Annotated in this window: 27 protein-coding genes; 11 read left to right on the forward strand and 16 right to left on the reverse strand. The window is 47.9% G+C overall.

All coding sequences use genetic code 11. The features are described from left to right. Positions 1-38: 38 nt before the first annotated feature. The 3 genes from prpC to acs are packed head-to-tail and all read left to right on the forward strand — an operon-like array spanning position 39 to position 4180. Positions 39-1205 carry a bifunctional 2-methylcitrate synthase/citrate synthase gene (gene prpC / locus Abor_RS10810; protein ID WP_048841902.1) on the forward strand — a complete coding sequence of 389 codons (1167 nt, stop codon included), beginning with the start codon at positions 39-41 and terminating at the stop codon, positions 1203-1205. Further along, complete coding sequence (gene prpB, locus Abor_RS10815; RefSeq protein WP_048841903.1) at positions 1202-2140, forward strand: methylisocitrate lyase; 939 nt, start codon at positions 1202-1204, stop codon at positions 2138-2140. The genes prpC and prpB overlap by 4 nt, the downstream gene beginning before the upstream one ends. Positions 2141-2182: 42 nt before the next feature. Continuing rightward, positions 2183-4180: an acetate--CoA ligase gene (gene acs, locus Abor_RS10820; RefSeq protein WP_084594498.1), complete on the forward strand. Its 1998-nt coding sequence runs from the start codon at positions 2183-2185 to the stop codon at positions 4178-4180. 387 nt (positions 4181-4567) lie between these two features. Here acs and Abor_RS10825 read toward each other — a convergent pair whose 3' ends face one another. Further along, a complete protein-coding gene (locus tag Abor_RS10825; RefSeq protein ID WP_048841904.1) occupies positions 4568-5269 on the reverse strand; it encodes a pirin family protein in 702 nt (233 codons plus the stop codon). A gap of 164 nt (positions 5270-5433) precedes the next feature. Here Abor_RS10825 and Abor_RS10830 point away from each other — a divergent pair, with 164 nt between their 5' ends. Next, on the forward strand, positions 5434-6348 hold the full coding sequence (locus tag Abor_RS10830) for a LysR family transcriptional regulator (RefSeq protein WP_048841905.1): 915 nt from the start codon (positions 5434-5436) through the stop codon (positions 6346-6348). A 649-nt stretch (positions 6349-6997) separates the two neighbouring features. Next, on the forward strand, positions 6998-7885 hold the full coding sequence (locus Abor_RS10835) for a glycosyltransferase family 2 protein (protein WP_048841906.1): 888 nt from the start codon (positions 6998-7000) through the stop codon (positions 7883-7885). Between the two features lie 57 nt (positions 7886-7942). Here Abor_RS10835 and Abor_RS10840 read toward each other — a convergent pair whose 3' ends face one another. Beyond that, positions 7943-9106: a DegT/DnrJ/EryC1/StrS family aminotransferase gene (locus Abor_RS10840; protein WP_244877889.1), complete on the reverse strand. Its 1164-nt coding sequence runs from the start codon at positions 9104-9106 to the stop codon at positions 7943-7945. A gap of 293 nt (positions 9107-9399) precedes the next feature. Between Abor_RS10840 and Abor_RS10845 the strand changes: the two genes are divergently transcribed. Continuing rightward, entirely contained in the window at positions 9400-10710 is a 1311-nt protein-coding gene (locus tag Abor_RS10845) for a GGDEF domain-containing protein (protein WP_084594500.1), read from the forward strand. A gap of 397 nt (positions 10711-11107) precedes the next feature. Here Abor_RS10845 and Abor_RS10850 read toward each other — a convergent pair whose 3' ends face one another. The 14 genes from Abor_RS10850 to Abor_RS10910 form a co-directional block, all read right to left on the reverse strand. Continuing rightward, positions 11108-12274: a tyrosine-type recombinase/integrase gene (locus tag Abor_RS10850; protein WP_048841908.1), complete on the reverse strand. Its 1167-nt coding sequence runs from the start codon at positions 12272-12274 to the stop codon at positions 11108-11110. Positions 12275-12460: 186 nt separating this feature from the next. Continuing rightward, complete coding sequence (locus Abor_RS10855; protein WP_048841909.1) at positions 12461-12691, reverse strand: hypothetical protein; 231 nt, start codon at positions 12689-12691, stop codon at positions 12461-12463. Positions 12692-12950: 259 nt separating this feature from the next. Further along, a complete protein-coding gene (locus Abor_RS10860; protein WP_158319735.1) occupies positions 12951-13124 on the reverse strand; it encodes a hypothetical protein in 174 nt (57 codons plus the stop codon). Positions 13125-13434: 310 nt separating this feature from the next. Continuing rightward, on the reverse strand, positions 13435-13926 hold the full coding sequence (locus Abor_RS13300) for an XF1762 family protein (protein ID WP_371861221.1): 492 nt from the start codon (positions 13924-13926) through the stop codon (positions 13435-13437). Further along, positions 13896-14072, reverse strand: coding sequence for a hypothetical protein (locus tag Abor_RS10865; protein WP_158319736.1), 177 nt, complete (start codon positions 14070-14072; stop codon positions 13896-13898). The genes Abor_RS13300 and Abor_RS10865 overlap by 31 nt, the downstream gene beginning before the upstream one ends. After that, positions 14069-14527, reverse strand: coding sequence for a hypothetical protein (locus tag Abor_RS10870; protein WP_048841911.1), 459 nt, complete (start codon positions 14525-14527; stop codon positions 14069-14071). Before Abor_RS10870 ends, Abor_RS10865 begins: the two co-directional genes overlap by 4 nt. Beyond that, positions 14524-15111: a 3'-5' exonuclease gene (locus Abor_RS10875; RefSeq protein WP_048841912.1), complete on the reverse strand. Its 588-nt coding sequence runs from the start codon at positions 15109-15111 to the stop codon at positions 14524-14526. Before Abor_RS10875 ends, Abor_RS10870 begins: the two co-directional genes overlap by 4 nt. After that, positions 15108-15914, reverse strand: coding sequence for a recombinase RecT (locus Abor_RS10880; protein ID WP_048841913.1), 807 nt, complete (start codon positions 15912-15914; stop codon positions 15108-15110). The genes Abor_RS10875 and Abor_RS10880 overlap by 4 nt, the downstream gene beginning before the upstream one ends. Before the next feature lie 2 nt (positions 15915-15916). Next, positions 15917-16378, reverse strand: a complete 462-nt coding sequence (locus Abor_RS10885; RefSeq protein WP_048841914.1) for a hypothetical protein — start codon at positions 16376-16378, stop codon at positions 15917-15919. Continuing rightward, complete coding sequence (locus tag Abor_RS10890) at positions 16375-16566, reverse strand: hypothetical protein (RefSeq protein ID WP_219809799.1); 192 nt, start codon at positions 16564-16566, stop codon at positions 16375-16377. The genes Abor_RS10885 and Abor_RS10890 overlap by 4 nt, the downstream gene beginning before the upstream one ends. Then, the gene (locus tag Abor_RS10895; protein ID WP_048841916.1) at positions 16563-16877 is read right to left on the reverse strand and encodes a hypothetical protein; all 315 of its coding nucleotides are present in this window, start codon (positions 16875-16877) and stop codon (positions 16563-16565) included. The genes Abor_RS10890 and Abor_RS10895 overlap by 4 nt, the downstream gene beginning before the upstream one ends. 84 nt (positions 16878-16961) lie before the next feature. Next, positions 16962-18020, reverse strand: a complete 1059-nt coding sequence (locus Abor_RS10900; protein ID WP_048841917.1) for a coiled-coil domain-containing protein — start codon at positions 18018-18020, stop codon at positions 16962-16964. A gap of 73 nt (positions 18021-18093) precedes the next feature. Continuing rightward, positions 18094-18369 (reverse strand): hypothetical protein, encoded by a 276-nt coding sequence (locus tag Abor_RS10905; RefSeq protein ID WP_048841918.1) that lies wholly within the window; start codon positions 18367-18369, stop codon positions 18094-18096. A gap of 107 nt (positions 18370-18476) precedes the next feature. Then, a complete protein-coding gene (locus tag Abor_RS10910) occupies positions 18477-19211 on the reverse strand; it encodes a S24 family peptidase (RefSeq protein ID WP_048841919.1) in 735 nt (244 codons plus the stop codon). Between the two features lie 176 nt (positions 19212-19387). Here Abor_RS10910 and Abor_RS13235 point away from each other — a divergent pair, with 176 nt between their 5' ends. The 5 genes from Abor_RS13235 (at position 19388) to Abor_RS10935 (ending at position 21408) form a co-directional block, all read left to right on the forward strand. Next, the gene (locus Abor_RS13235; protein WP_261767197.1) at positions 19388-19522 is read left to right on the forward strand and encodes a hypothetical protein; all 135 of its coding nucleotides are present in this window, start codon (positions 19388-19390) and stop codon (positions 19520-19522) included. Continuing rightward, positions 19519-20043, forward strand: a complete 525-nt coding sequence (locus tag Abor_RS10920; protein ID WP_048841921.1) for a hypothetical protein — start codon at positions 19519-19521, stop codon at positions 20041-20043. Before Abor_RS13235 ends, Abor_RS10920 begins: the two co-directional genes overlap by 4 nt. Next, positions 20040-20231: a hypothetical protein gene (locus Abor_RS10925; RefSeq protein ID WP_048841922.1), complete on the forward strand. Its 192-nt coding sequence runs from the start codon at positions 20040-20042 to the stop codon at positions 20229-20231. The genes Abor_RS10920 and Abor_RS10925 overlap by 4 nt, the downstream gene beginning before the upstream one ends. Then, complete coding sequence (gene ssb / locus Abor_RS10930) at positions 20232-20714, forward strand: single-stranded DNA-binding protein (protein ID WP_048841923.1); 483 nt, start codon at positions 20232-20234, stop codon at positions 20712-20714. 253 nt (positions 20715-20967) lie between these two features. Continuing rightward, entirely contained in the window at positions 20968-21408 is a 441-nt protein-coding gene (locus Abor_RS10935; RefSeq protein WP_126621388.1) for a hypothetical protein, read from the forward strand. Positions 21409-21670: the final 262 nt, after the last annotated feature.

Raw genomic sequence — 21670 nt, forward strand, 5'->3', positions numbered from 1 at the left:
GCACATTATCCATATGCCTTGCAGACAGGATAAATACCATGACAACACACCTGCACAGAAAACCAAAAAAATCTGTTGCTTTGTCTGGCACGGTGGCTGGCAACACAGCCCTTAGTACAGTCGGGCATAGCGGCAACGACCTGCACTACCGTGGGTACGATATAAAGGATTTGGCCAGAAACTGCACTTTTGAGGAAGTTGCGTATCTGCTCATTTATGGTTACCTGCCCAACTCGCATGAGCTTACAGCCTACAGACAGAACTTAATGCGACTTAGGGAAATACCTGTTTTAGTAAAAAATGGGTTGGAATGTTTACCCGCTGCATCACACCCGATGGATGTTATGCGTACTGCGGTCTCTCTGCTGGGCTGCGCGTTGCCAGAGCGTAGTGACTGCCCGATAGCTGGCACCCGAGATATAGCAGACAGACTTGTCGCGTCTTTGGGGTCTATGCTGCTTTATTGGTACCATTTTTCTACACATGGCCGAAGAATTGAGACCTTTACGCAAGATGAAACCGTGGGGGGACATTTTTTGCACCTTTTACATGGCGCAGAAGTGCCTGATGCTTGGGTACAAGCCATGCATACGTCTCTTATACTTTATGCAGAGCACGAATTTAATGCCTCAACCTTTACTGCACGGGTTGTTGCAGGCACAGGGTCTGATGTGTACTCGGCAGTGGGGGGAGCTATAGGGGCACTGCGTGGGCCAAAACACGGTGGCGCAAACGAAGTCGCTCTTGATATTCAGCAGCGTTACCATACTCCAGATGAAGCTGAAGCCGATATCTGCCACCGTCTAGAAAATCGTGAAGTTATTATTGGCTTTGGGCACCCAGTGTATACCATTGCAGACCCGCGCAATGAAATTATCAAAGACACGGCACACAGTCTGGCGCGCCGTAACGGCACAATGCGGCTCTACAATGTTGCTGAACGCATAGAGCGCATTATGGCCGAAAAGAAGAATATGTTCCCTAATTTAGATTGGTTTAGTGCCGTTTCTTACCAAGCTATGGGGGTGCCAACAGCTATGTTTACGCCTCTGTTTGTAATTGCACGCGTTACTGGGTGGTGTGCCCATATTATTGAGCAGCGAGAAGACGGTAAAATTATTCGTCCTTCTGCCAACTATATAGGGCCAGATAACCGCCCTTTCATTTCTCTGCGTGAACGTGACGGACTGGAGAATGCAGCATGACATATCTTTCAGGGCACGATGTGCCAGCAGCCCCTGCAGGAACGCGCTTTCGTTCTCAGTTGGGTCAAAAAGGCATTATGCGCATTCCCGGTGCCCACAATGGGCAGGCCGCTTTGCAAGCAAAAGATGCTGGTTTTGATGCGTTGTATCTTTCCGGAGCAGCCATGTCTGCCAGCATGGGCCTGCCAGACCTTGGTATTATAACAATAGAAGATGTGTGCTTTTTTATCCGCCAGATTACACGCGCCTCTGGCTTACCTCTGCTGGTAGACGGAGATACCGGCTATGGGGAAACTTTGAATGTTATGCACATGGTACGGGCGTTTGAAGATGCCGGGGCAGGGGCGGTACATATTGAAGACCAAATACTACCCAAAAAATGTGGGCACCTTAACGACAAAAAACTGGTTGCACCGCACGATATGGCTCAAAAAATTGCAGCAGCAGTGAAAGCACGCCGTGATTTAGTTATTATTGCACGAACAGATGCCGCAGGGTCTGAAGGGCTAGAGGGAGCAGTGGCCCGTGCAAAACTGTATAGAGAAGCCGGGGCAGATGCTATTTTTCCTGAAGCGTTAACATCTGAAGAGATGTTTCGGGAGTTTGCGCGCCGTTTGCCAGATGTACCCTTGCTTGCAAATATGACCGAGTTTGGCCGCTCTCCGTTTTTTACGGCAGAGCAGTTTCAAGCCATGGGGTATAGCATGGTCATATGGCCAGTAAGCTCTCTACGTGTTGCCAATAAAGCCCAAGCAGACCTTTACCACACGTTGGCACAACAAGGGAGCACACAAGCTATGCTGCCAAAAATGCAAACCCGCGAAGAGCTTTATAAAACAATTCGATATTATGATTACGAAGCTCTCGATGCCAGTATTGTTGCAACAGTGCTGCCGCAAGCAGGTGTACAACAACATAGCCGCAACGCCGCTTAATTATACTTCTTCCCACTCAAAAATAACAATGGAGTAGAAGTTATGTCGCATACGCCCTCTTTGCCTGCAAGCCGCTACCAACGCTACGCCACAACCATGAGCGCTACGCATTTAAAGGCTATGCAAGACCATGCACGCCAGAACCCAGAAGAGTTCTGGCTGGAGCAGGCACGCCGTATTCATTGGCACTGTAAACCAAGCAAAGGGTTCCGTGGCTCATTTCATGGCGATGTTTCTATCAAATGGTACGAAGATGGCGTTCTTAATGCATCTGTCTGTTGTATTGACCGTCACCTAACAACGCGGGGCGACCAAGTTGCTCTTATAAGCCATAGAGAAGGACGGCCTGAGGCTGAACAAATTACATACAGCATGCTCCACGAGCGTGTATGCCGCCTTGCAAATGCACTCACAGACCTGGGCGTAGAGAAAGGCCAGAGAGTTGCTATTTGCCTCCCCATGATTTCTGAGGCCGTGGTTGCCATGCTGGCCTGTGCACGTATTGGGGCCGTTCATGTTGTTTTGTTTGGTGGTTTTTCAGCCGAGGGCATTGCCGAACGCTTGATGGATAGTGGGGCAGTGTTGGCTATTACCGCCAGCGAAGCCAAGCGGGGTAGCAAAACGGTACCCTTTAAACAAACGATGGACGAAGCTTTGCTAAAGTGTGAGCAGAAGAGTACCGTGCACTCAGTGCTGGTCGTTAGAACCTCCGAGGCAGCAGTCCCCATGTTGCCGGGCCGAGATTATGATTACCATGACTTTGTCGATACGTTTGAGCCTGATTTTGTACCCGTTGTCGTATCGGCTGAGGCACCTTTGTTTATGCTTTACACGTCAGGCAGCACAGGCAAACCAAAAGCCGTTGTGCATGCAACTGGTGGCTATATGGTGTGGGCGGCCTACACCATGGGCATGGTATATGCACAACAGCCAGGAGACGTTCTGTGGTGCACGGCAGATGTTGCCTGGATTACCGGTCATACCTCAGTGGTGTACGGCCCTCTAGCCAATGGTGGCACAACCATGATCTCCGATAGTCTGCCCAATGCCCCCCATGCAGGGCGCTGGCTGGATCTTATCGATCAGTATAAGGTTACCATGCTGTTTACATCTCCCACTGCGGTAAGAGCCATGATGGCTGATGGAGATGACGTGGTACAGGCACATAGCCTTGCAACCCTTCGCCTACTTGGCGTTGCAGGAGAACCCATTAGCTCTGATGTATGGCTATGGTACCATGACGTTATAGGCCGCGGGAAATGCCCTGTAGTAGATACGTGGTGGCAAACCGAGACTGCTGGCATTGTCTTAGGCCCAGTGCCCGGTGCTCAACCTTTAAAGCCCGGTTCAGCCAGTACGCCGTTGCCGGGGCTAGAGTTGGCCATAGCTAATACAAAGGGCCAGATACAACACAATGCTACGGAGGGCAGTCTCTGTATTGCAGGTTCTTGGCCGGGGCAAGCCCGTACCATCTGGCGCGACCACGATCGTTTCTGCAAAACGTATTTTTCTATGGTGCCTGGTTTCTATTTTACAGGTGATGGCGCCAAGCGCGATGAAGATGGATATTACTGGATTACCGGGAGAATGGACGATGTCATTAATGTTGCAGGACATAGGCTTGGCACGGCTGAAGTAGAAGATGCACTGGCAACAGACCATCGTTTGTTAGAAAGTGCGGCTGTTGGCATACCACACCCGGTAAAAGGGCAGGCCCTGATCGTATTTGCCATTATCCGTAAAGATGCAACAACGCAGCCAACAGAAGCAGGCATTAAACTTTTAGTTGCAGACACATTGGGCCGCTATGCCACGCCAGAAACTGTTTACTTGGTACCCGACTTACCACGCACGCGCTCTGGTAAAATAGTTCGGCGGCTCTTGCGTAAAATTGCAAGCGACGAAATTGACAGTTTGGGAGATCTGTCAACGTTAACTGATCAGGATATTGTGCAGATCCTCTGTACTGCGGTGCACGAAAAAAAAGTTGAGCACATCATGCTTCCATCATCGTTACCGGCACAGCAGGCTAGAGCTTAAATAGCGGAAAATAAATGTGACAATAAGCAAGCAATTTCTGTTTGTTTATTGTCATATAGTATAGAATTATCAAAAAAATTCTGATTATTAGAGCGGTTTAATTGTTCTAAATTATTCTCTTAAACCATGTCATATGGACAGAAATGTGAGTTTTATAATTCCAGTTTCTAAGCACATAAACAGACCTGAAATTGTAAAATAGGCTTACTAAACGTCACCGTACAGCTCAATACCACATGTGGTATTGAGGGGCTTATGCTAAAGCATATTACCAAAAAATGATGTGAGAAAAGGCAGATTTTTGCACCACTACGCCAATAAATTGAAATGAAGAAGAACAAGAAGGCGCAAATATTCCCCTCACTAGGGGAATATTTGCGCAGAATTTCAGGGACCTGTATCTACCATCACTATCTCTGACTCTTCGAGTGCGCGAATTTTTAACTCCTCAGTTTCTGAAATAGCTACCCCATCGCGCTCATTAACAGTTTTACCGTTAATTTCAATTGCGCCTTTAGCCAGCACCAAATACGCAAGCCTTTGTGTGCCAAGCAGGTACTCCAGACTTTCACCTTTGCTAAGCGTGGCACCCAACACGCGAGCATCTGCATGAATGGGTAGCGCCTCACTCTCATCAGGGTAGCCGGAGGCTAGGGTCACAAATCTTCCGGCGCGACCATCTTTAGGGAATGAGCGCGTACCCCAAGAAGGAACGTGCCCGGCTTTATTGGGTATAATCCAAATCTGAAATACGTGTGTTGGCACGTCTTCTAAGTTATGTTCGCTATGTCTAATACCCGTACCAGCCGACATAACCTGTACATCTCCAGCCAAAGTCCGGCCTTTGTTGCCCAAGCTGTCTTCGTGTGCGATAGCGCCGTGTCTTACATAAGTAATAATTTCCATATTATCATGCGGGTGTGTGCCAAAGCCCGTTCCGGGGGCGATAATATCATCGTTCCACACACGCAATGCGCCCCAGTTCATACGGTTGGGGTCATAGTAACGGGAAAAAGAAAAATGGTAATTTGCATCGAGCCAGCCGTGGTTAGCATGCCCAAGTTGTGCAAAGGGACGTACGTCTATCATGTTGGTGCTCCACTAAAGCCTCAAGGTCTCGGTTTCTGATTTAAAGAGTAGCCAATTCACATTGGATCAGAATATAGAAATAATAGAAAAATATCGTTTCTAAATTTTGCATATTCTCATACAGTTTGGCCGCGTAGCGTCACACACAATGAGGCAAAACCAACATGCGATTACCAGATTTTGAAGCATGGGCTATTTTCGCAAAAGTAGCTGAATTTGGCTCGTTCTCGCGTGCAGCAGAGGACGTGCAGCTCTCTAAACCTACCGTATCTAAAGCGATCAACCGTCTTGAGCAGTCATTAGGCGTCAGCTTGTTCTCCCGTAACTCTCGCCACCTATCGCTCACTGAAACAGGGCGTGCATTATTAGGATATGCCAACAAAATTGTGTTAGAGGCACAGGCGGCAGAAGCGGAGGCAAGGGGAAACTTGCAACGCCCTTCCGGGCGCGTGCGTGTTGCTGCACCAATGACATTTGGCATTAGCCACCTAGCACCTTTGTTGCCAGATTTCATGCAACGTTACCCAGAAATAGAGCTAAATATTAGCTTTAACGATGCGACTATTGATCTGGTCGCAGATGGGTTTGATATTGCCTTGCGTATCTCGTCTTTGGCAGATTCATCATTGCGTGCCAAAAAAATCTGCGATGTCAGGTTGCTTCTTGTTGCCGCACCAATATGGTTTGCAACTGCGGGAAACCTTACGCACCCACGCGACCTAGCTGGTCATAAAGGCTTTGTTTACACCCATAATACGGGGCCGGGCATAATACGGTTGCGTCAAAGAGGGTCTGGTAAAGAGTTTACCTTAACACAAAAAGCAAGCCTTCTGGCAGATAATGCAGAGGCTTTTATGCCTGCACTTGCACAGGGCCTAGGTTACGGTCTTTTTCCCGACTTCATGGTGCGGACAGACCTCAATAACGGTCACCTCCAACAAATACTCCCTGAATGGGAGGGGGCACTTATAGGTGTGTATCTTTTAACGCCACCAAGTTCTATACGACCATCCAGAGTAACTGCGTTACTTGAGTATTTGATGCAGGCATTTGAACGGCCTCCATGGGCAGAAAAATAAAATTTCAAAATAAATTTTATAAGTATACCGCTCATAAAATCTCTTGTTTTCTCTAGGTACACGCAGTTGTCTCAGAAACACTATAAACTTATGAGCAACCTATAAAACGCCGCATAAGTCAGCCACATAATTAATTATGTGAGGCAAGGTACCCTTTTTGCTCTCGAAAAGCACATACTTGCAAGCACACGGTCGTGCAGGTAGAGTTCTTACAGCTTAATGTAAATAAGCTATCTCCTGCATTTTCAAAATTATTTTTCTCATCACGCTAAAATCGTTCGCAACGTTGCGTATTGCTGTCGTTTGCGATGTAGGGTTAACGGTCTTTGCCAAGAGGGTTGGGCAAAAAGGCAAATACTGAAGCACAGACTTTTTATATATTTTACCATATAAGTAATTATCTTATCATTTCCAGAAACAGCAACATAAAGTGCAGAGATAATTTCGTATTTGCATATTAATTTGTATTTTTATTTCTTTAAATGTTGATATTTTTGCCATATTTTTGCAAAATAATTTAACATTCCATTCCTCAAGTGGGGAGTATATTTTGATATACGTATAAATAACAACATTTGATAAACAGAAAATAATATATATAATGTTTTGCAAAATTACATAACTATCATTATGGAACCAACTGCTTACTATGGAAAAAATTATTGCCATTCTAGTCACATATAATCCTGATATTGAAAAGCTTAATGCAGCGATTGCCTCCATTACCCATCAAGTCGATCAAATCGTTATTATAGATAATCATTCAAAATCATTATCTGGAGTAAGAATAAACGATCAAAAAAAAATAATAGAGAAACTCGATAGTAATATGGGCATTGCCTTTGCTCAAAATATTGGCATCAGTCGCGCTATCAAACACAATGCTGATTATGTGTTTTTTATGGATCAAGATAGTGTTTTTGATGGCTATACTGTAAAAACACTCTTGCAAAATCATAAAAGACTAAGTGGAAAAGACAATATCAAAGTGGGCGTTGTGGGTGTTGCTTATAAAGATACGAATAACAAGTTCGTAAATCATATCTGGCGAGATAATGGGCACAAAATAGAAAAAATACTTTTTACCCCCCAAGATTCTATAGTGGAAGTCGATTTTTCAATTTCTTCAGGCTCTCTGTTTGCTACAAACGTATTTGACACTGTTGGCCTAATGGATGCAGGACTTTTTATTGACTTAGTTGATATTGAGTGGGGATTACGTGCCCAAAATTATGGGTATAAGAATTTTCAAGTTAATCAGTGTATTATGCAGCATACAATAGGAGAAAAGAAAATAAATTTATTTGGAAGGCATATATCTGTACATAAACCTATTAGAAATTATTATCTGATACGAAATTCTATTATCCTATTTAAACGAAAAAATCTAAACAGACGCTGGAGAATGCATTTTTTCAAACGTACGTTCTTATTTTTTCCGATTTATTCACTTTTTGTTGAAGAAAGGAAAAAACGCATTCATTACATGTTAAAAGGTTTTTGGGACGGATTTCATAATCGTACGGGACATTTCTAAACACAAGAAATCATTTTTGATCAGGATATAGACCAAACACATTCTATTGTTATACTCTCATTCCAAGTAATTGAAAATTACATTGCAAATGTATTGAATACTTTCTTCTTCTATGCCCAACCAGAATGGTAAACCCACACTCCTTTGCGCATAATCATGTGTAACTGGGAGCGCTTCGCGAGTGTAGGCAGTATAAGCAGGCTGCTCGTGGCAACCATACCCCCACCACAAGACTGTTTCAACTTGACGCTTTAAAAGACAGCTTTGTAGTGTAGATGAATTTACAGAGCAGAGCACAGTTAAGGTAGAAGAAATCCAACTATTACCAAAATTTGGAGGCAGAGTGACAGTAGAAGGAAGATATTTTTTATAAAGTTCCGTGACCCTATTCCATTTAGCACGCGTTATAGCCCAACAATCCAATGATGCCAGGCCAACCGCAGCTGTATATTCTGAAATTTTTGCATTAATACCAGAATAATGAGCTATTCTACCACCAGAAAATCCAAAACGCGTTAAAGCTCTTATTCGTTCTGCTGCAATCGGATCTCGTGCAATTACAGCTCCACCTTCACCTACGCCAAAAACTTTAGTAGCATGAAGACTAACAACGACAGTGCTCTTCTGTGGCCGCATAGGGCCATCGCTCCTCAATGTATCAAATGCGGCCGCAGCATCAATAATTACCGGGCACCCGGTACGTTCTGCCACATTATCCCATTCCGCAAGGTCTAAAGGGGCACCAAATGGTACCACCACTAAAATAGCACCAATATCACGCCTTTCTGCTAGATATTCAACATAACTAGGGTCAAGACTCCATGTATTTGGAGATATGTCTAAAAAATGAGGCTTTAAGCCTGCATTCACAATAGCAGATGCAGTCGCCACAAAGGTCCATGATGGCACTAGACAATACTTGCCGTGCGTAATATTATGCGCTCGTAAAGCCAAACTTAACCCAGTTGTAGCGCTGGTGACTAACACAATGCGGCCAGTTTCAACGCCCCACAACGCCCCCAATCTTTCCTGAAAAATATTATGCAACGGACCTTGGTTTGAATACCAATGATTCTGATCAATTTGTTGTAGATACGGCAGAATATATTCTGCCGTGGGTAAAGAGGGGCGTGCTACAGCTATAAATTTTTTCTGTAAAATATCGTTTGATACTTCCGAAAAAATATGATTCTTCATAGGATTAATCAAATTTCTTTTCATAAATTCATACAATTCTGACTATTGAATATACTCAAACTATATAGTGGCATTTTTAAATATAAATATATTAATTTTTTATTAACGTTGTGCCGGTGATATTAATGCTTCTCGTAGATGATGAGATATATAAACTTAAATGCGCATACGTTTAGAAAAACGCTGCATTATTAAAAAACGGTAATTTTTTATAAAAACATTACGGATAAGGGGTGTAGAATATAATTTCTATTTATTTATATACAAAAAAATGTTAAAATAAGGAATATTTCCACAATTAGAAAATTTGAATTTCTATGAGCTCTTCTTTAAATCACTACTCTCCAACAATCTACAAAGCCCTTAGACCAGACACTCAAGCACAACTTCATGCGATTGTTAGTCGAGAGGCCTCATGCTTGGCTTCCACATTTTATAGTTATTTTCTTAGGTCTGAAGATGCCGCTCCTTTTCTTTCCCATGATACGGTGCATCAGCGCTTAAAGAGTTCTATGGAACTTTGGATAAAAAATATTTTTGATCCTCAATTTAGTGATATTGATGAAATAGCACAGAAAAAAATAGGAAAAGTGCATGCCCATCTGGGCATTCCTATTAATTTAGTTTTAAAAGGAGCTATCCTTCTTAAAACTGAGCTAGGCACATGCCTCATGCAGGAAATGCATGATCCACTTCAGTTGTCTGATGCCATTCTTTTCTCGTGCAATAGAATAGATAAAGCAATGGCTCTTATGAGTGCATCGTATATCTCAGATACAAAGAAAAATGTTCAAGAGGCCGAAGCCTACAGAGCTATGTCTTTTGGACAAAATTTAGCTACGGAGAGGGAAGGGCAACTTGTAGCATTAATGGAATGGAGCCAATCGTTTCTTTTTGCTCTTATTACGCATGAAAATATATTGCCTTCTTTATCTGGCTCAGCTTTGGGGTTATGGCTACGCCATCGCGCTGCCATATTATTTGGCGGCACCCCACAGTTAGTAGAACTAACAAATAAAACCACACAATTCGATCAAGATTTTCTCTCTAAAGCACAAATTATTAATTCAGAAACCCAGCAAGCATTTACCATTAGGTTTCAGCAAGCTGTTGATGAAATAAAAAGCCTTTTAAGTGATCTTTTCAAAAATAATGACAAAACGACTGAGGGCGTTGACCCTCTTACAACTTTATTAAACCGGCGTTTTTTGTCTGCAATTTTATCTCGGGAAATTTCTATCGCTGTGCATGCCCGCATGCCACTCTCGGTAATTGTCCTGAATATTGATAATTTTTCTGAAATCAATAAAAATTTAGGCTCTCCGGCTGGTGATTCTGCTATAAAACAAGTTGCTGAATATTTGCAAAAAACCACGCGCCCTTCAGATTTTTTATTCAGATATAACCACGAAGAATTTCTTCTTGTTCTCGTCGAGATGAATACAGAAGGCGCTATACAACTAGGCAAGCGTATCAAATCCGACATTCAAAATAAAACGTTTTATACAGCAGACCTAACGAGCATTAATATTCACCTTTCTATTGGAGTTTCTAGCTACGATGGTCACCCAGACCATAATTTTTTAATAAAATGTGCAATAGAAAATTTAAAAAATGATATTATATGAATAATGTTTTCTTTATTCGTCAAGTGACTCATACAAGCACCTTATGTTTATGGAAATTTTAGAATAGAGAGTATTTAGTTTAACATCGTTACAGGCTTTTATTGTCGGGGCGTATGAATGTTAATTATTAAAATTACTATATGATGGTAGCAGAGTAATATTTTAATCCGTTTAGATTGATAGATGTAAAAATAATATTACCTTTATACCTTTCAGGGAAGGTTTTTATGGAATTATAAGGTGAAGAATTTTAAATTATATTTTTATAATATCTAATAAAGCAACCGAGAACCATAACTCCCTGAAAAAGGGAATATGGTGGGCGCGACAGGGATTGAACCTGTGACCCCCGCCGTGTGAAGGCGATATACACACATATTAACTCATTGAAAAACAATCACTTTCCTTGTGTTTCTACTTCTTGGCCCGGATATGGCACGCAATACTCAATTTCTGGCCAGTCTGTATAGCCCCACCATTGCAAAATCTGCTCACGATAGTGGTCTGGCATTTTCTTTGCATACCTCGTTACCATTGTTATGGTCTGCCAGCCTCCATCCTCCTTGAGCTTAAGAAGGTCTTTGTACGCACAATAGTGCCATGTAGCAAATGTATGCCTCAGGCAGTGCGGAGACATATCGGGAACGAACTGCCGCTTGGGCCACTTTTCGTTTTTTGGCGTCCAGACCCTTTCTGATCCCGGGAGTCCAGCGCGGCGATTCGCAAAAGCCCAAGCGGACTTAATCTGGCCGCCACCAGTCCGATTCGTATCAGAATACGATTCTCCGACGGCCCACCTCATGATTCCATTTCGATCACGCCTCTTGACTGCTGGACGGAACACCCGACCATCGCGCCACGGTATCCCGCGTAACGCAATGAGCACCACTTTGGGTAAGTCAATATGCCGTTCATTTCCCTGCTTCTGCCAAACGACTGCCCTTGCTCCATCTAAATCAACATCCTGCCAATCTAGTTCCAGAGCCTCTGACATGCGGCAGCCTGTCGCTATAAGAAAGACGAGCAGGGGGCGAATATGCGGCGCAGCCTCATTAACTAAAGAGGTAGCCTCCTCTGGCCGCAAGAACTGCATTCTGACTTGTTCTACTTTGGGGCGCTCAAAAGCTGGTTTGTCGCACCAGCCACGAATGGCTGAAAATTCCAAAATTGCTCTGAGCGGCGTCAATACGGCTCTTATCTTGGTAGCAGCCTTTGCCTCGTTTCCTGCCGTGAGAATGGCGGAATAAGCGCCATCAAGGTCTTGCTGCTTTATAGTGTTGATTTTCTTGCCCTTAAAGTGGGCTAGTAACCGTTCAATGTGAGTGATTGTTGTCGCGCTCCTTTGAGTCGCAGCGAGGTAGGCCGCCGCGGCTCGGTCAAAGGTTATTACTGCGCGCTTACCATAGACACTCTCTTGCCAGAGTTCCGTTTCTCTCTTTGCTCTGTAAGCCTCTGCCTGCTTTTGGTTATTAGTTCCTGTGCTTTCATATATGCTCTGTCCGCCGATGGTTCCGCGCACATAGAGCGTTTCACGGCCTGGGCGTTTGACGACTTTGAGCGACATTCTAAGCTTTCAAGCAGACGTGGGAAATCTTCCGCATAGACAATAATTCTCCTGCCAATGCGGCGGTGCGTGGGTTTGCCTTTGTGTTCTGGATGCTCTTTTAAGTGCTGAAGAATAAAAGTCCTCCCGACAATTCCTTTCAGCCTTTCCAAAACATCCGACAGCGTCATTAGGGCTGGCAATGCCTCACTCATCATCACCTCCCACGTCCACGGCTGGCGGGAGAACCGCCGTTGCTCTCCAAGCCGCCGCGTCTGCTGCTGCGAGGGCAATTTTGGCATCATCGCGCCAATATTCCTTGTCGCTATCAGACAGATCAGAATAATCGCAGATAGAAACAGATTTTTTTGATTCGACCTTGGTGCGTGTCTTATCAAAAAGTGCCCGCGCAGCAGCCTCAATTCTTGGGTCAGTCATGGGTTTCTCCATTCTTCTAGTCTGGCCTGACTTTCATCTTTCCCGGACTTCCAGCCAGTTGAGTTGCATGCATGGCATTCAATATTCCCATCAAAAGCCTCCCCATCACATGATGGACACGATTGACATGGGCTTGGAGGGTAACAAACGTCCTTCTGGTGACCCTCATGAGCCTCGTCTATGTCAATAAGAACGCCATTGATGCATTCAACATCACCGCGATCTAGCCAGCCATTTTTGCAATGTGCGCAATCATCCATCACTCCACCTCCCGCGCTGCGTCGATGGCGTTACGTGCGGTTTCTTCCCGTAGCGAAAATTCAATGCCGCCAATCGTGACGCACCACCCATTATCGGCATCTTCCAGCACAACAGATCGGGTTTTCTCCAACCAATCCAACCGCTCACTATCCCGCCCAATCTCCGCCCGCACTCGCTGTTCTGCTCTGCTCTCGGCTTCGAGGATGTGGGCGCGAAAATCACTGCGTGATAATGCTGTGTAAATATAATCATGATACAGGCTATCAATCTGCTCATCTCTCGTCCTCATGGCGCGCCTCCTAGGTTGCGGATAGCTTCTGCACACTCCTGTGCAGCGCACATACGCTCGTCGGCATAAACCCTCTCATCATCGCCATCCGCCTCTTAGCGCTGGTCATAATAGGCATTACTGACTTCTGTTGCGGCCTTCGCGCACCGTTCCCGCTCCCCCGCCAGCATCTCGGCTATTTGGGCGGGGGTGGTCATATTGTTTGTTCCCATACAAATTTAGGATGTGCAGTAACGTCCTGATGGTCTCGCCCGATACGAGACTGCCAGTTTGCGGGATTGGCCCCCGTAGTCTGTGCTATTATACGCCAGCCAGATCCCCGCAATGATGCGCCGCTTTCTGATTGTAGCGTATATGTAATGAGTTTTTGCCACCCCAATGCTCTACAGGCCCGCCAAGCCGCCCCGTATAAAAATGAACAAGTGTTTTTAGGGGCGCTATCAATCACGCAGCATCTAGTCACTTCTGCCGTGAGGCCATCTTGCCTATGTCTGCTTACAGGGCGCCCTACAATTGCTACACCGACCATATTCTCACCATATCCAGCACCTAAAGCAAACAAGGCCCCTTGCGGCGGCTTATTGTGTCTGTGGTGTTCTCCCACAAAAGCAGATGCAGATTTTATCGTTACGGGGGCGAGGTATAATTTCCCCTTCACGCCTTCTCTCCTGCGCGGGTGTTCCATGCGGCACCATCGTCAAAGCAAGACCTTGCGTATCGTGCCAACGCAGGGAGGTCATGAGATGATAGTTTCAGGGCTTTTTGTATTTCGAGCGCAGCAGCCTCTCCATACTCCCGCCCGTTTCGGGTGGGGCGAAGTTCCTCGCTCATGCCGCACCGCCTTTCAGGGCTTCGTCAATAAGCTCTATCTGTTCCTGATGCTGGTTGCGTCTCCATGCTCCTTGGGATGACGGTGGCTGCTTTGAGAGTGATTTATCTTCGCTTTCATGAAAGGTTTTTTGCTGAACAAGCGCCTCACGCAGCCGCGTAATCTCAGCATCACGGGCGGCTATCTGGGCGAGGGCGTCTGATTGGAGTACAACCCCATACTCCCGGTCATGTTGCCGATGTTTGTATAAAATCCAATGTGTGAGCGTATTGGTGTCAAATGGCCGATTATCGGTTATATAACCCACAACCTCCAACTCCCCGCCCGTGACAGGGGTGCCGAGGCAGGAAACTGCTTTTTCAAGTCCTCCCCCTAATCCATAAAATGTGTCAAACTGCTCTTCCTGCTCATCACTCAGCGGCAACCGCACGAACACGCCGGTGGGTTTATCGGTCATGCGGCGGCTCCTTCGGCACGAAGGTGGAAATAAAGACGAGCGCAGGCGCGAACATCGACTAAGGCGTCATGCGCACCCTCAAGTTTCTCGCCGAAGAAGTGCTGTATGCATTCTTCCAGCTTTGGCGCTTTGGGCTTGTCGATACCAGCCGCGATCATGCGCGGCGTTGGCGGGAGGTTTACGATTGGCGCAGCAGCCTCCATCGTGTCGAAGGCTGGAGCATCAAGTTTCCAGCCCCGACCAAAGCGCTCAAACATGATATTGATGATCTGGCTGTCAAATTTTTCATTGTGCGCCACAAGAAGGTCGGCTTTTTGGCTAAGGTCATAGAAAGCGGCCGCGACAACAGCCTCCCTAATGCCAATCGCTTTAGCTTTATCTGTGGTAATGCCGTGGATAGCTGCCGCCCCAGCGGGAATTAACCAACCATCTGGGCGCACAATCAGATTGATGCAGGACAACTCATTGCCAGCATTATCAGTAAGTAACGCAGCAAGCTGCACACAGCGGGGCTGGCGCTCAGAATTGAGTGGCGCGGAACGATCTGGCAGGCCAGTTGTTTCTGTGTCGTAAAAGAGGATCATGCTACTGGCTCCTCGATTGGTGCCTCTGTGGCCTGCCGGTCGAACTCGGCGCGTTTGGCGGCGATCATGTCACGCACAGCGTCCTGTACGGCTTCTGGAATGGGGCGGCCAGCGTCGAAGGCTTTTTGAATTGTGCTTTCCCAGACTGTCCATTGATTATCGACTGAGAGTGCATCGGGGCAGCCCTCAAGCCGGTCGCTGAAAATCTGCTTATGGTCTATGGTTTTGGGCGGCTCTACGTGGCGGTGACGAGGGGTCACATCAATAGGGTCCGCAGGGATGTCCTGCGCCTCTTCAGCCCCAATCAGGCCGCGCAGAACATCTGGGAATGCATCACGCAACGCAAAGCCGCGGGCTCGCATTTGTAGCATGCGGCGCGGGTACTGCTGCCATGGCCCTTGCTTGCTCCACAGGTTGGCCCGTTTTGCATCGGCGACACTAAATTCTCCGCGGACCTCGTCACCATCAACGCGGCGAACGACGCAAACTGCCGCGAGGTTGTCGCCATCACCTTCAAAAATTTCTTTTACAGAAGAGCACTTGCCTGACCCTCGAACGAGGGCCAGCATTGCATCACCCCATACACTCGGGCGCCCATTTATTACCGCGATATTTTGGATTGCCTGCATCGGCGCTAGACCCAATTCAGATCCCATTTGAACGGCAATCATGATGTTTTCTGGCTTACCTTTATAATCCTTGGGCATCAGATCAGATGCAGCCGCCATTTTTGCGAACCCAATCAATTCTTGGAAATTGTTTGGCTGCAAAACAGGGTTATGTGTCGCTACTGCGTTGCTCATTTTCACTCACCTTTCCTTGCGCTCACACGGAGAACTGGAGCGCCGCCATTCGATAGGGTCACGCCGGGCACATCGCCCTTGCGTGCCAATTTGTTCAGTTCAGTCTTATTCAGCTTGTCTGGCTGAGGCTCCCACAGGCCGGGCATTGCCGCCTTAAGCGCCGTTTCGTCAGTGATAATGGCTGTCCGCGCTGCATCAGTCAGTGAGGCTTTCCAGTTCTGCGACTGCATGCCTGTCACGCCGTCCGCTTGCATTTGTTGCGCCAGTTCAGTGCGCAGTAATTCCCGTGCATACTTTGCGTGCCGCTCTAGATTTTCTAGAATACCAATCAGTTCTAGCGCCTCGTTGTCAGTTTTTGCCCCTTCTGCACGAATGGCCTTCATGCAATCCGACAGCGCCCGAAGGTCATCAACCAGATGCGTTGCATAAATTTGGTTAACTGCCTTAAAGATTGGATCAATCATACCACACACCCCACCAAGCAAGGCGCATAAGCCGGAAAGCGCCTGACGCGCTCTAGCTCCACCATGTTCTCGCCATGTACACGCAAAGAATGTGCCTGCGCTGGCGTTATCGCGTTATTTGCAAGGCACTCTTTTGCTGCGGCAATAAGGGCAACCAGTTCGCTTCGTTCGCGGTCGCTGAGCATCACACGCACTCCGCCAACTCACGCCGATACTCAGTATGGCTTTGAGCGCGGCAAGAAGCACTTTCACTGTTCTGCTCTTGTAGTTTTGTTACTTCATGAACAATGCCACAAATTAGTTCATCAATATTTGCCAGCATGTCACTTGCGCCGTCTTCATTAGTGAAGTGTGCATCAAGTGCATTGTATGCTGATGAAAGCCCGATCACAGCGCGTTCGTAGTTTGTAATTTCCTGAGCCAAACTTGTGGGCAACTCATCTGTATCAAAAACTCCATCTCGCAGAGCTTTTGCATATGCGTAATGGTTTTCTGCCATTTTTCATCTCTCCCTAGGGAAATCGTTCGCCGGTAACACGGCCACTTCACCGGGCCTCTGGGAGACCCGATGCGTGCGGCGGTGTCAGTAATTGATCGAAACGTGAGGGATTTTTCCGAGCGCGATGGCTGTCACGATCGCCTTGCCGATGCCCTCAGATGCGCCAGCCTCCACGAGAGCAAGCAGGGCTGCATTATTGACCGCGCTTTTATGGGCCCTATCAGCGGCCCGGCGCTTTGCCTCGGCTTCCTCTTGCCTTTTCGTCGCCGCAACACGCTCACGTTCTGCCAGTACGGCGCGCTCTTTCTCTTCCTCCGCACGTCTTGCGGCCTCGACCTTTTCGCGCTCAGCGCGGGCCTGAGCCTCTTTCATCGCCTGTGCGGCTGCCTGCTCTCTTGCAACTGCCGCCTGAGCCTCACGCTCAAGGCGCTCACGTTCTGCCTGCGCAGCTTTCTCCGCCTGCATGCGGCTGCGCTCCGCAGCCTCCTGAGCAATGCGCTCTTCACGGGCAATACGCTCCGCCTCAAGGCGCTTGCGCTCTTCTTCTGCGGCCAACGCCGCTTTGCGCTCATCTTCTTCTTGTTGGATGCGACGAGCCTTTGCTGCCTCAGCATGAGCAGAAAGGCTCACACCTGACTGCTCGAAACCCACCTTCGCTCGCTCTTTAAACTCTTCAAAGTCACGCCCATAAAGGCGGGTAAGCTCAGATTGACGAGCGGAAACAGTTTCTTCATCAGGCGCAAAGTCGAACCGTGCCAACGCCTCCATGTCACGTATTGCGTTCTGGTGCTCCTCGACGCGCGCAGCTTCGCGGGCATCAAACTCAACAACCGGCGCTTTTACTTCGTCGCGCAAAGCATCAAGGCGCGTTTTTATAATCCGCCGATCTGCATTGACGCGGTCAACAGTGGCTTTTGCCGCTTCCTGAACAACCTTACCCATATTATCGAGGGCGGTTTTGGAACGGGCCACATCGTAGGCAACTGACTTGATGTGTTTGCGCCCTTTTTCTGTTGTCGCGTCTAACGATAGACCGCGCACATGCGCTTCTAGGCGTGAAACCACGTCTTCGACGCCACCAGCAGCAAACACGACCGACGGAACAAGTGTTTCCACAACGTCTAAAGTAATTTCTTTTTGCATTGTTGCCTCAACAAGTAATTCTCAGCCAACACGGCCACGAAGCCCAGCCCACAAGCTGGGTGACGCGGGGGCGTTAGAGGAATGCGGAGCCTAGATCAGCAAACAGCGCGCCGAACGCCATAAGCATTGCGAGAAGGTCTCCCGTTACGGCGAGGCCAGTCTCTGTAAACATGAGGAGGTAAGCGATTGAGCCGTACACAAGCAGGCCAAAAGCTGCCTGTGTGTAAGGGTTGTCGATCACTGAGTAATAGACCCGGCCAGCAGCCCATGCAGCTAAAACCAGAGTGTTTTCGATTTTCTCTTTAAGTGCGGGAGCAGTCTGCTGCTCGACCGTGCTTGTCTGTGTCATTGCCCATCACCTGTTTGGTTGATGGGTTTAATATGATAGGAATATTCCTATAATGCAATAGGAAAATAGGAAATAAGAGGAAAAATCTTATTTATCTGGGAAAAATCTTATTTCCACATCCACTTAGCAACAACGCGACCGCTGATGACGAGATCATCTAGTGGCCGTTCATAGCTGTCATAGGCTGGATTTATGGAGGAAATCTTGACTTGGATTGGGTCAGATGAGCCAAAAACAACCTCAAGCCGCTTCATAACTAACCCCAGCCCGTCCCAAACAACGTATACACCGGGCGGGGTAGGGGTTCTGTGAGCTAAGTCCACTAAGACCCGCTCGCCAGAATGGTAATCTGGCTCCATGCTATCGCCTCGTACTTGAATAATGGCGAGGGACTGTATGTTGTCGGTGAACGCCTCGAGAAAACGGGCAGGGATTTGCCACTGATCAACAGGGATATTCCCGTTTTCTGATGCAACATGATCTATAAGTGTACCGGGGCCAGCGCCAGCTTGGACATCATACTCCGGTATTACTAACCGACCGCTTATTTCGCTAATCTGCCGAGCTGGCCTTTCTTGAGTGTAAGCCTCTGTATGCACCTTATCTAGATCAACGCGCTTATTATCGCCGTCACTGCGGAATATATCGGCTGATACACCCAATATGCTAGATAGCCTCTCGCGCACATCTTCACGCAAATTCTGCGGAGAGCCTTTCTTTACATATTGCTGAAGATACGCATCGTTCTTCCCAAGAGCCAAAGACAAACTCTTGAGAGTATGTTCGGAGTTGCGTCCGATTAGCTCGAGAAGTGCGAGCCTAGCTTTATCGAGAACAGTCATGCGCTCATTATCTTATATAAAATAGGAAATATCCAATATGAATTATCCTATTGCATACTAGGATATTTCCTACTAGTTTCCTATTTATGGTTACTGAACCCGACCCCATCTTGCCTGCAGTGGAGGCGTTTTTAGCCCGCGAAGGCATCTCACCCACGTCATTCGGGAAGAATGCCGTGAACGATCCAGCATTTGTGCGTGACCTGCGCGAAGGGCGGGAGTTGCGCAAAAAAACACGCGACCGGGTGTTTGCCTTTTTGGCGCACCCCAAGATGCCAAAACGCACCCCAACCTCGGAGCGCGTGGCATGAGCGAGGAACTGCTTATAAAAATGCGCTCCATGCGTGGTTGCCCGGTCAAAGCCGCGGCGCACTTGGGAATAACACCGAGCGCAATAACAAACTGGAAAGCTGTTCCTAAGCGGTTCGAGAAGAAACTGCGTGCATTTTTGGACACGTACAAAGCGCCGAAGCCGAAGAGTAAAGTGTACATCAAGTGGCGCGATGATGAGCGTGTAATTTTGTGCGACATGAAGGCCGCCGGGGCATCTAACGCAGATATCGCTCTCGTTCTAAAGCGCGAAGAAATCAGCATTGCGCAGCAAATTTCTTTTCTGTTTCGCAGGCATGGCCCGGATTGGGCACGCATGCTCTCGGCAACCACTGAGTGCGACCTAGACGAGCCTTCATGCCCAAATGAGGCGTGGTCAGAGGCTAAAATTGACAAAGAGGAGCACCGCCTACGCTCTCTGCCGCTCGCATCTTTCCGCGACATTATCGCACTAGATGCCCAAATCTCGCTGACGCGCCATAGCGCGGGACGGCACGCATGAGCGCTATCAAACCTCCCCACGGCTTCAAGTTGGCCTATGCCCGCGACCTGAAATCGTCCGAGTGGGCGAAGTTTGGCACGCAGGCCCGTGCCCCGGAATTTCTGAAACAATGCGCCTACGCAGACCCGAACAATATCCGCGTAATTGAGCGGGACGGGCGCGAGTGCATTTTTGTGAGGGCTAAGTAAATGGCCGGGTCTGTAAACAAGGTAATTCTCGTCGGCAATCTGGGGAAAGACCCGGAAGTCCGCACCACGCAGGGCGGGCAGAAGATCGTATCGTTCTCTCTGGCGACCAGTGACACGTGGAACGACAGGCAATCTGGCGAGCGCCGCGAGCGGACGGAATGGCACAGGGTAGTTGTTTTCAACGAGCGCCTTGCCGATGTGGCCGAACGCTTCTTGCGCAAGGGGCGCAAGGTTTACCTTGAAGGGGCGTTGCAAACCCGCAAATGGACGGATCAGTCTGGGCAGGAACGCTTTACGACCGAAGTGATTGTTGAGCGCTTCCGTGGCGAGCTCGTGTTGCTTGATAGCCGCGCTGACAACGAAGGCGGGCAGAGTAACCAGCAACCCCAGCCGCGCGAACAGCCTCGCCAGCAGGGAGGATACGGCCAGCAGTCCAATGGCTGGGGCGGTTCGTCCGATCTGGACGATTCCATACCATTCTAGCGCCATCACTCGGTCATGTATTCCGCGCTAACCCCCAGCATCTTGGCGACTTCCAGAGCCAGCGCAACCCGCTGCCCCTGTGTCGCGCCCGGATGCAAGAAGCTCCAAAGCTTAGCCGTCCTCAGTAGTGAGATACTGAGGAACGGTGAGGCTATGGGTGTGGTGGGGTCTGCGCAATCATATGTGTGGGGCATCACCTCCATGTTTGTTTCTCCAGTCTCATGTTCTCGCAGAACAAAGAATGGAGCAGGCAATGAAAGATATTTTGGAAAATCGTTCCAAAAGTTTGGAAAAACGTCCAATGCAGATGACTGAATCAGTCACGCGTGACGCCCAGACTATGGCCCGAACTATCGTAAAGACGTTCGGGGTAGGTCTCGGCGTCAAGGAAATAATTCATCGCTTAGCCTCTGCTCTGAAAATTTCAGACCGGCAAGCGAAGAGTATCTATTACGGCGAGCCGATCACAATAACTGCTCAGTTATTCATGAGAATGCTTGCCGTTTACCAAGCCAATCTTGGGCGCTTGCAGAAAAAGGCAGAGCATGAAGCTGCCGTTTATCGCGCCCTCAATGATGAATGGGAAAGCAAATGGGGAAACTCGTTTTGCGGTGGCGAATTGTTGTCGCTCGAAAGCGCGCGGGCAGAGCATTGCGCCGCGCACTCTACTTCCGAGAGCTTGCTCAATGGCTGAACTCCAAAGCGGACGCGCTGCAAGCTAAAGCTGACCGGCTGGAACGGGAGTGTGGAGGATGAGAAATTCTCTGACTACACCAGATATTTACGCGCTTATTAACCGCAAGGTTAATGATGAAGGAACAGCAAAAGCATTTGCCGCCAAGCATGGACTCACGGAGGCATTCCTCTCTGCCGTACGAAATGGCGCGAAGCCGATACCGCGGAAGGATAGTCCTCTTACTCGCGCTCTGGGCGTCGAGTGGGTTCCTCCGACTGGT

This window comes from Acetobacter orientalis (assembly GCF_000963965.1).
GTDB classification, from domain to species: domain Bacteria; phylum Pseudomonadota; class Alphaproteobacteria; order Acetobacterales; family Acetobacteraceae; genus Acetobacter; species Acetobacter orientalis.

Coding starts and splice junctions, on each gene's coding strand:
- prpC (WP_048841902.1), top strand. CDS start 39: ATGACAACACACCTGCACAGAAAACCAAAAAAATCTGTTGCTTTGTCT.
- prpB (WP_048841903.1), top strand. CDS start 1,202: ATGACATATCTTTCAGGGCACGATGTGCCAGCAGCCCCTGCAGGAACG.
- acs (WP_084594498.1), top strand. CDS start 2,183: ATGTCGCATACGCCCTCTTTGCCTGCAAGCCGCTACCAACGCTACGCC.
- Abor_RS10825 (WP_048841904.1), bottom strand. CDS start 5,269: ATGATAGACGTACGTCCCTTTGCACAACTTGGGCATGCTAACCACGGC.
- Abor_RS10830 (WP_048841905.1), top strand. CDS start 5,434: ATGCGATTACCAGATTTTGAAGCATGGGCTATTTTCGCAAAAGTAGCT.
- Abor_RS10835 (WP_048841906.1), top strand. CDS start 6,998: ATGGAAAAAATTATTGCCATTCTAGTCACATATAATCCTGATATTGAA.
- Abor_RS10840 (WP_244877889.1), bottom strand. CDS start 9,106: ATGAAAAGAAATTTGATTAATCCTATGAAGAATCATATTTTTTCGGAA.
- Abor_RS10845 (WP_084594500.1), top strand. CDS start 9,400: ATGAGCTCTTCTTTAAATCACTACTCTCCAACAATCTACAAAGCCCTT.
- Abor_RS10850 (WP_048841908.1), bottom strand. CDS start 12,274: ATGTCGCTCAAAGTCGTCAAACGCCCAGGCCGTGAAACGCTCTATGTG.
- Abor_RS10855 (WP_048841909.1), bottom strand. CDS start 12,691: ATGACTGACCCAAGAATTGAGGCTGCTGCGCGGGCACTTTTTGATAAG.
- Abor_RS13300 (WP_371861221.1), bottom strand. CDS start 13,926: ATGGAACACCCGCGCAGGAGAGAAGGCGTGAAGGGGAAATTATACCTC.
- Abor_RS10865 (WP_158319736.1), bottom strand. CDS start 14,072: ATGAGCGAGGAACTTCGCCCCACCCGAAACGGGCGGGAGTATGGAGAG.
- Abor_RS10870 (WP_048841911.1), bottom strand. CDS start 14,527: ATGACCGATAAACCCACCGGCGTGTTCGTGCGGTTGCCGCTGAGTGAT.
- Abor_RS10875 (WP_048841912.1), bottom strand. CDS start 15,111: ATGATCCTCTTTTACGACACAGAAACAACTGGCCTGCCAGATCGTTCC.
- Abor_RS10880 (WP_048841913.1), bottom strand. CDS start 15,914: ATGAGCAACGCAGTAGCGACACATAACCCTGTTTTGCAGCCAAACAAT.
- Abor_RS10885 (WP_048841914.1), bottom strand. CDS start 16,378: ATGATTGATCCAATCTTTAAGGCAGTTAACCAAATTTATGCAACGCAT.
- Abor_RS10895 (WP_048841916.1), bottom strand. CDS start 16,877: ATGGCAGAAAACCATTACGCATATGCAAAAGCTCTGCGAGATGGAGTT.
- Abor_RS10900 (WP_048841917.1), bottom strand. CDS start 18,020: ATGCAAAAAGAAATTACTTTAGACGTTGTGGAAACACTTGTTCCGTCG.
- Abor_RS10905 (WP_048841918.1), bottom strand. CDS start 18,369: ATGACACAGACAAGCACGGTCGAGCAGCAGACTGCTCCCGCACTTAAA.
- Abor_RS10910 (WP_048841919.1), bottom strand. CDS start 19,211: ATGACTGTTCTCGATAAAGCTAGGCTCGCACTTCTCGAGCTAATCGGA.
- Abor_RS10920 (WP_048841921.1), top strand. CDS start 19,519: ATGAGCGAGGAACTGCTTATAAAAATGCGCTCCATGCGTGGTTGCCCG.
- Abor_RS10925 (WP_048841922.1), top strand. CDS start 20,040: ATGAGCGCTATCAAACCTCCCCACGGCTTCAAGTTGGCCTATGCCCGC.
- ssb (WP_048841923.1), top strand. CDS start 20,232: ATGGCCGGGTCTGTAAACAAGGTAATTCTCGTCGGCAATCTGGGGAAA.
- Abor_RS10935 (WP_126621388.1), top strand. CDS start 20,968: ATGAAAGATATTTTGGAAAATCGTTCCAAAAGTTTGGAAAAACGTCCA.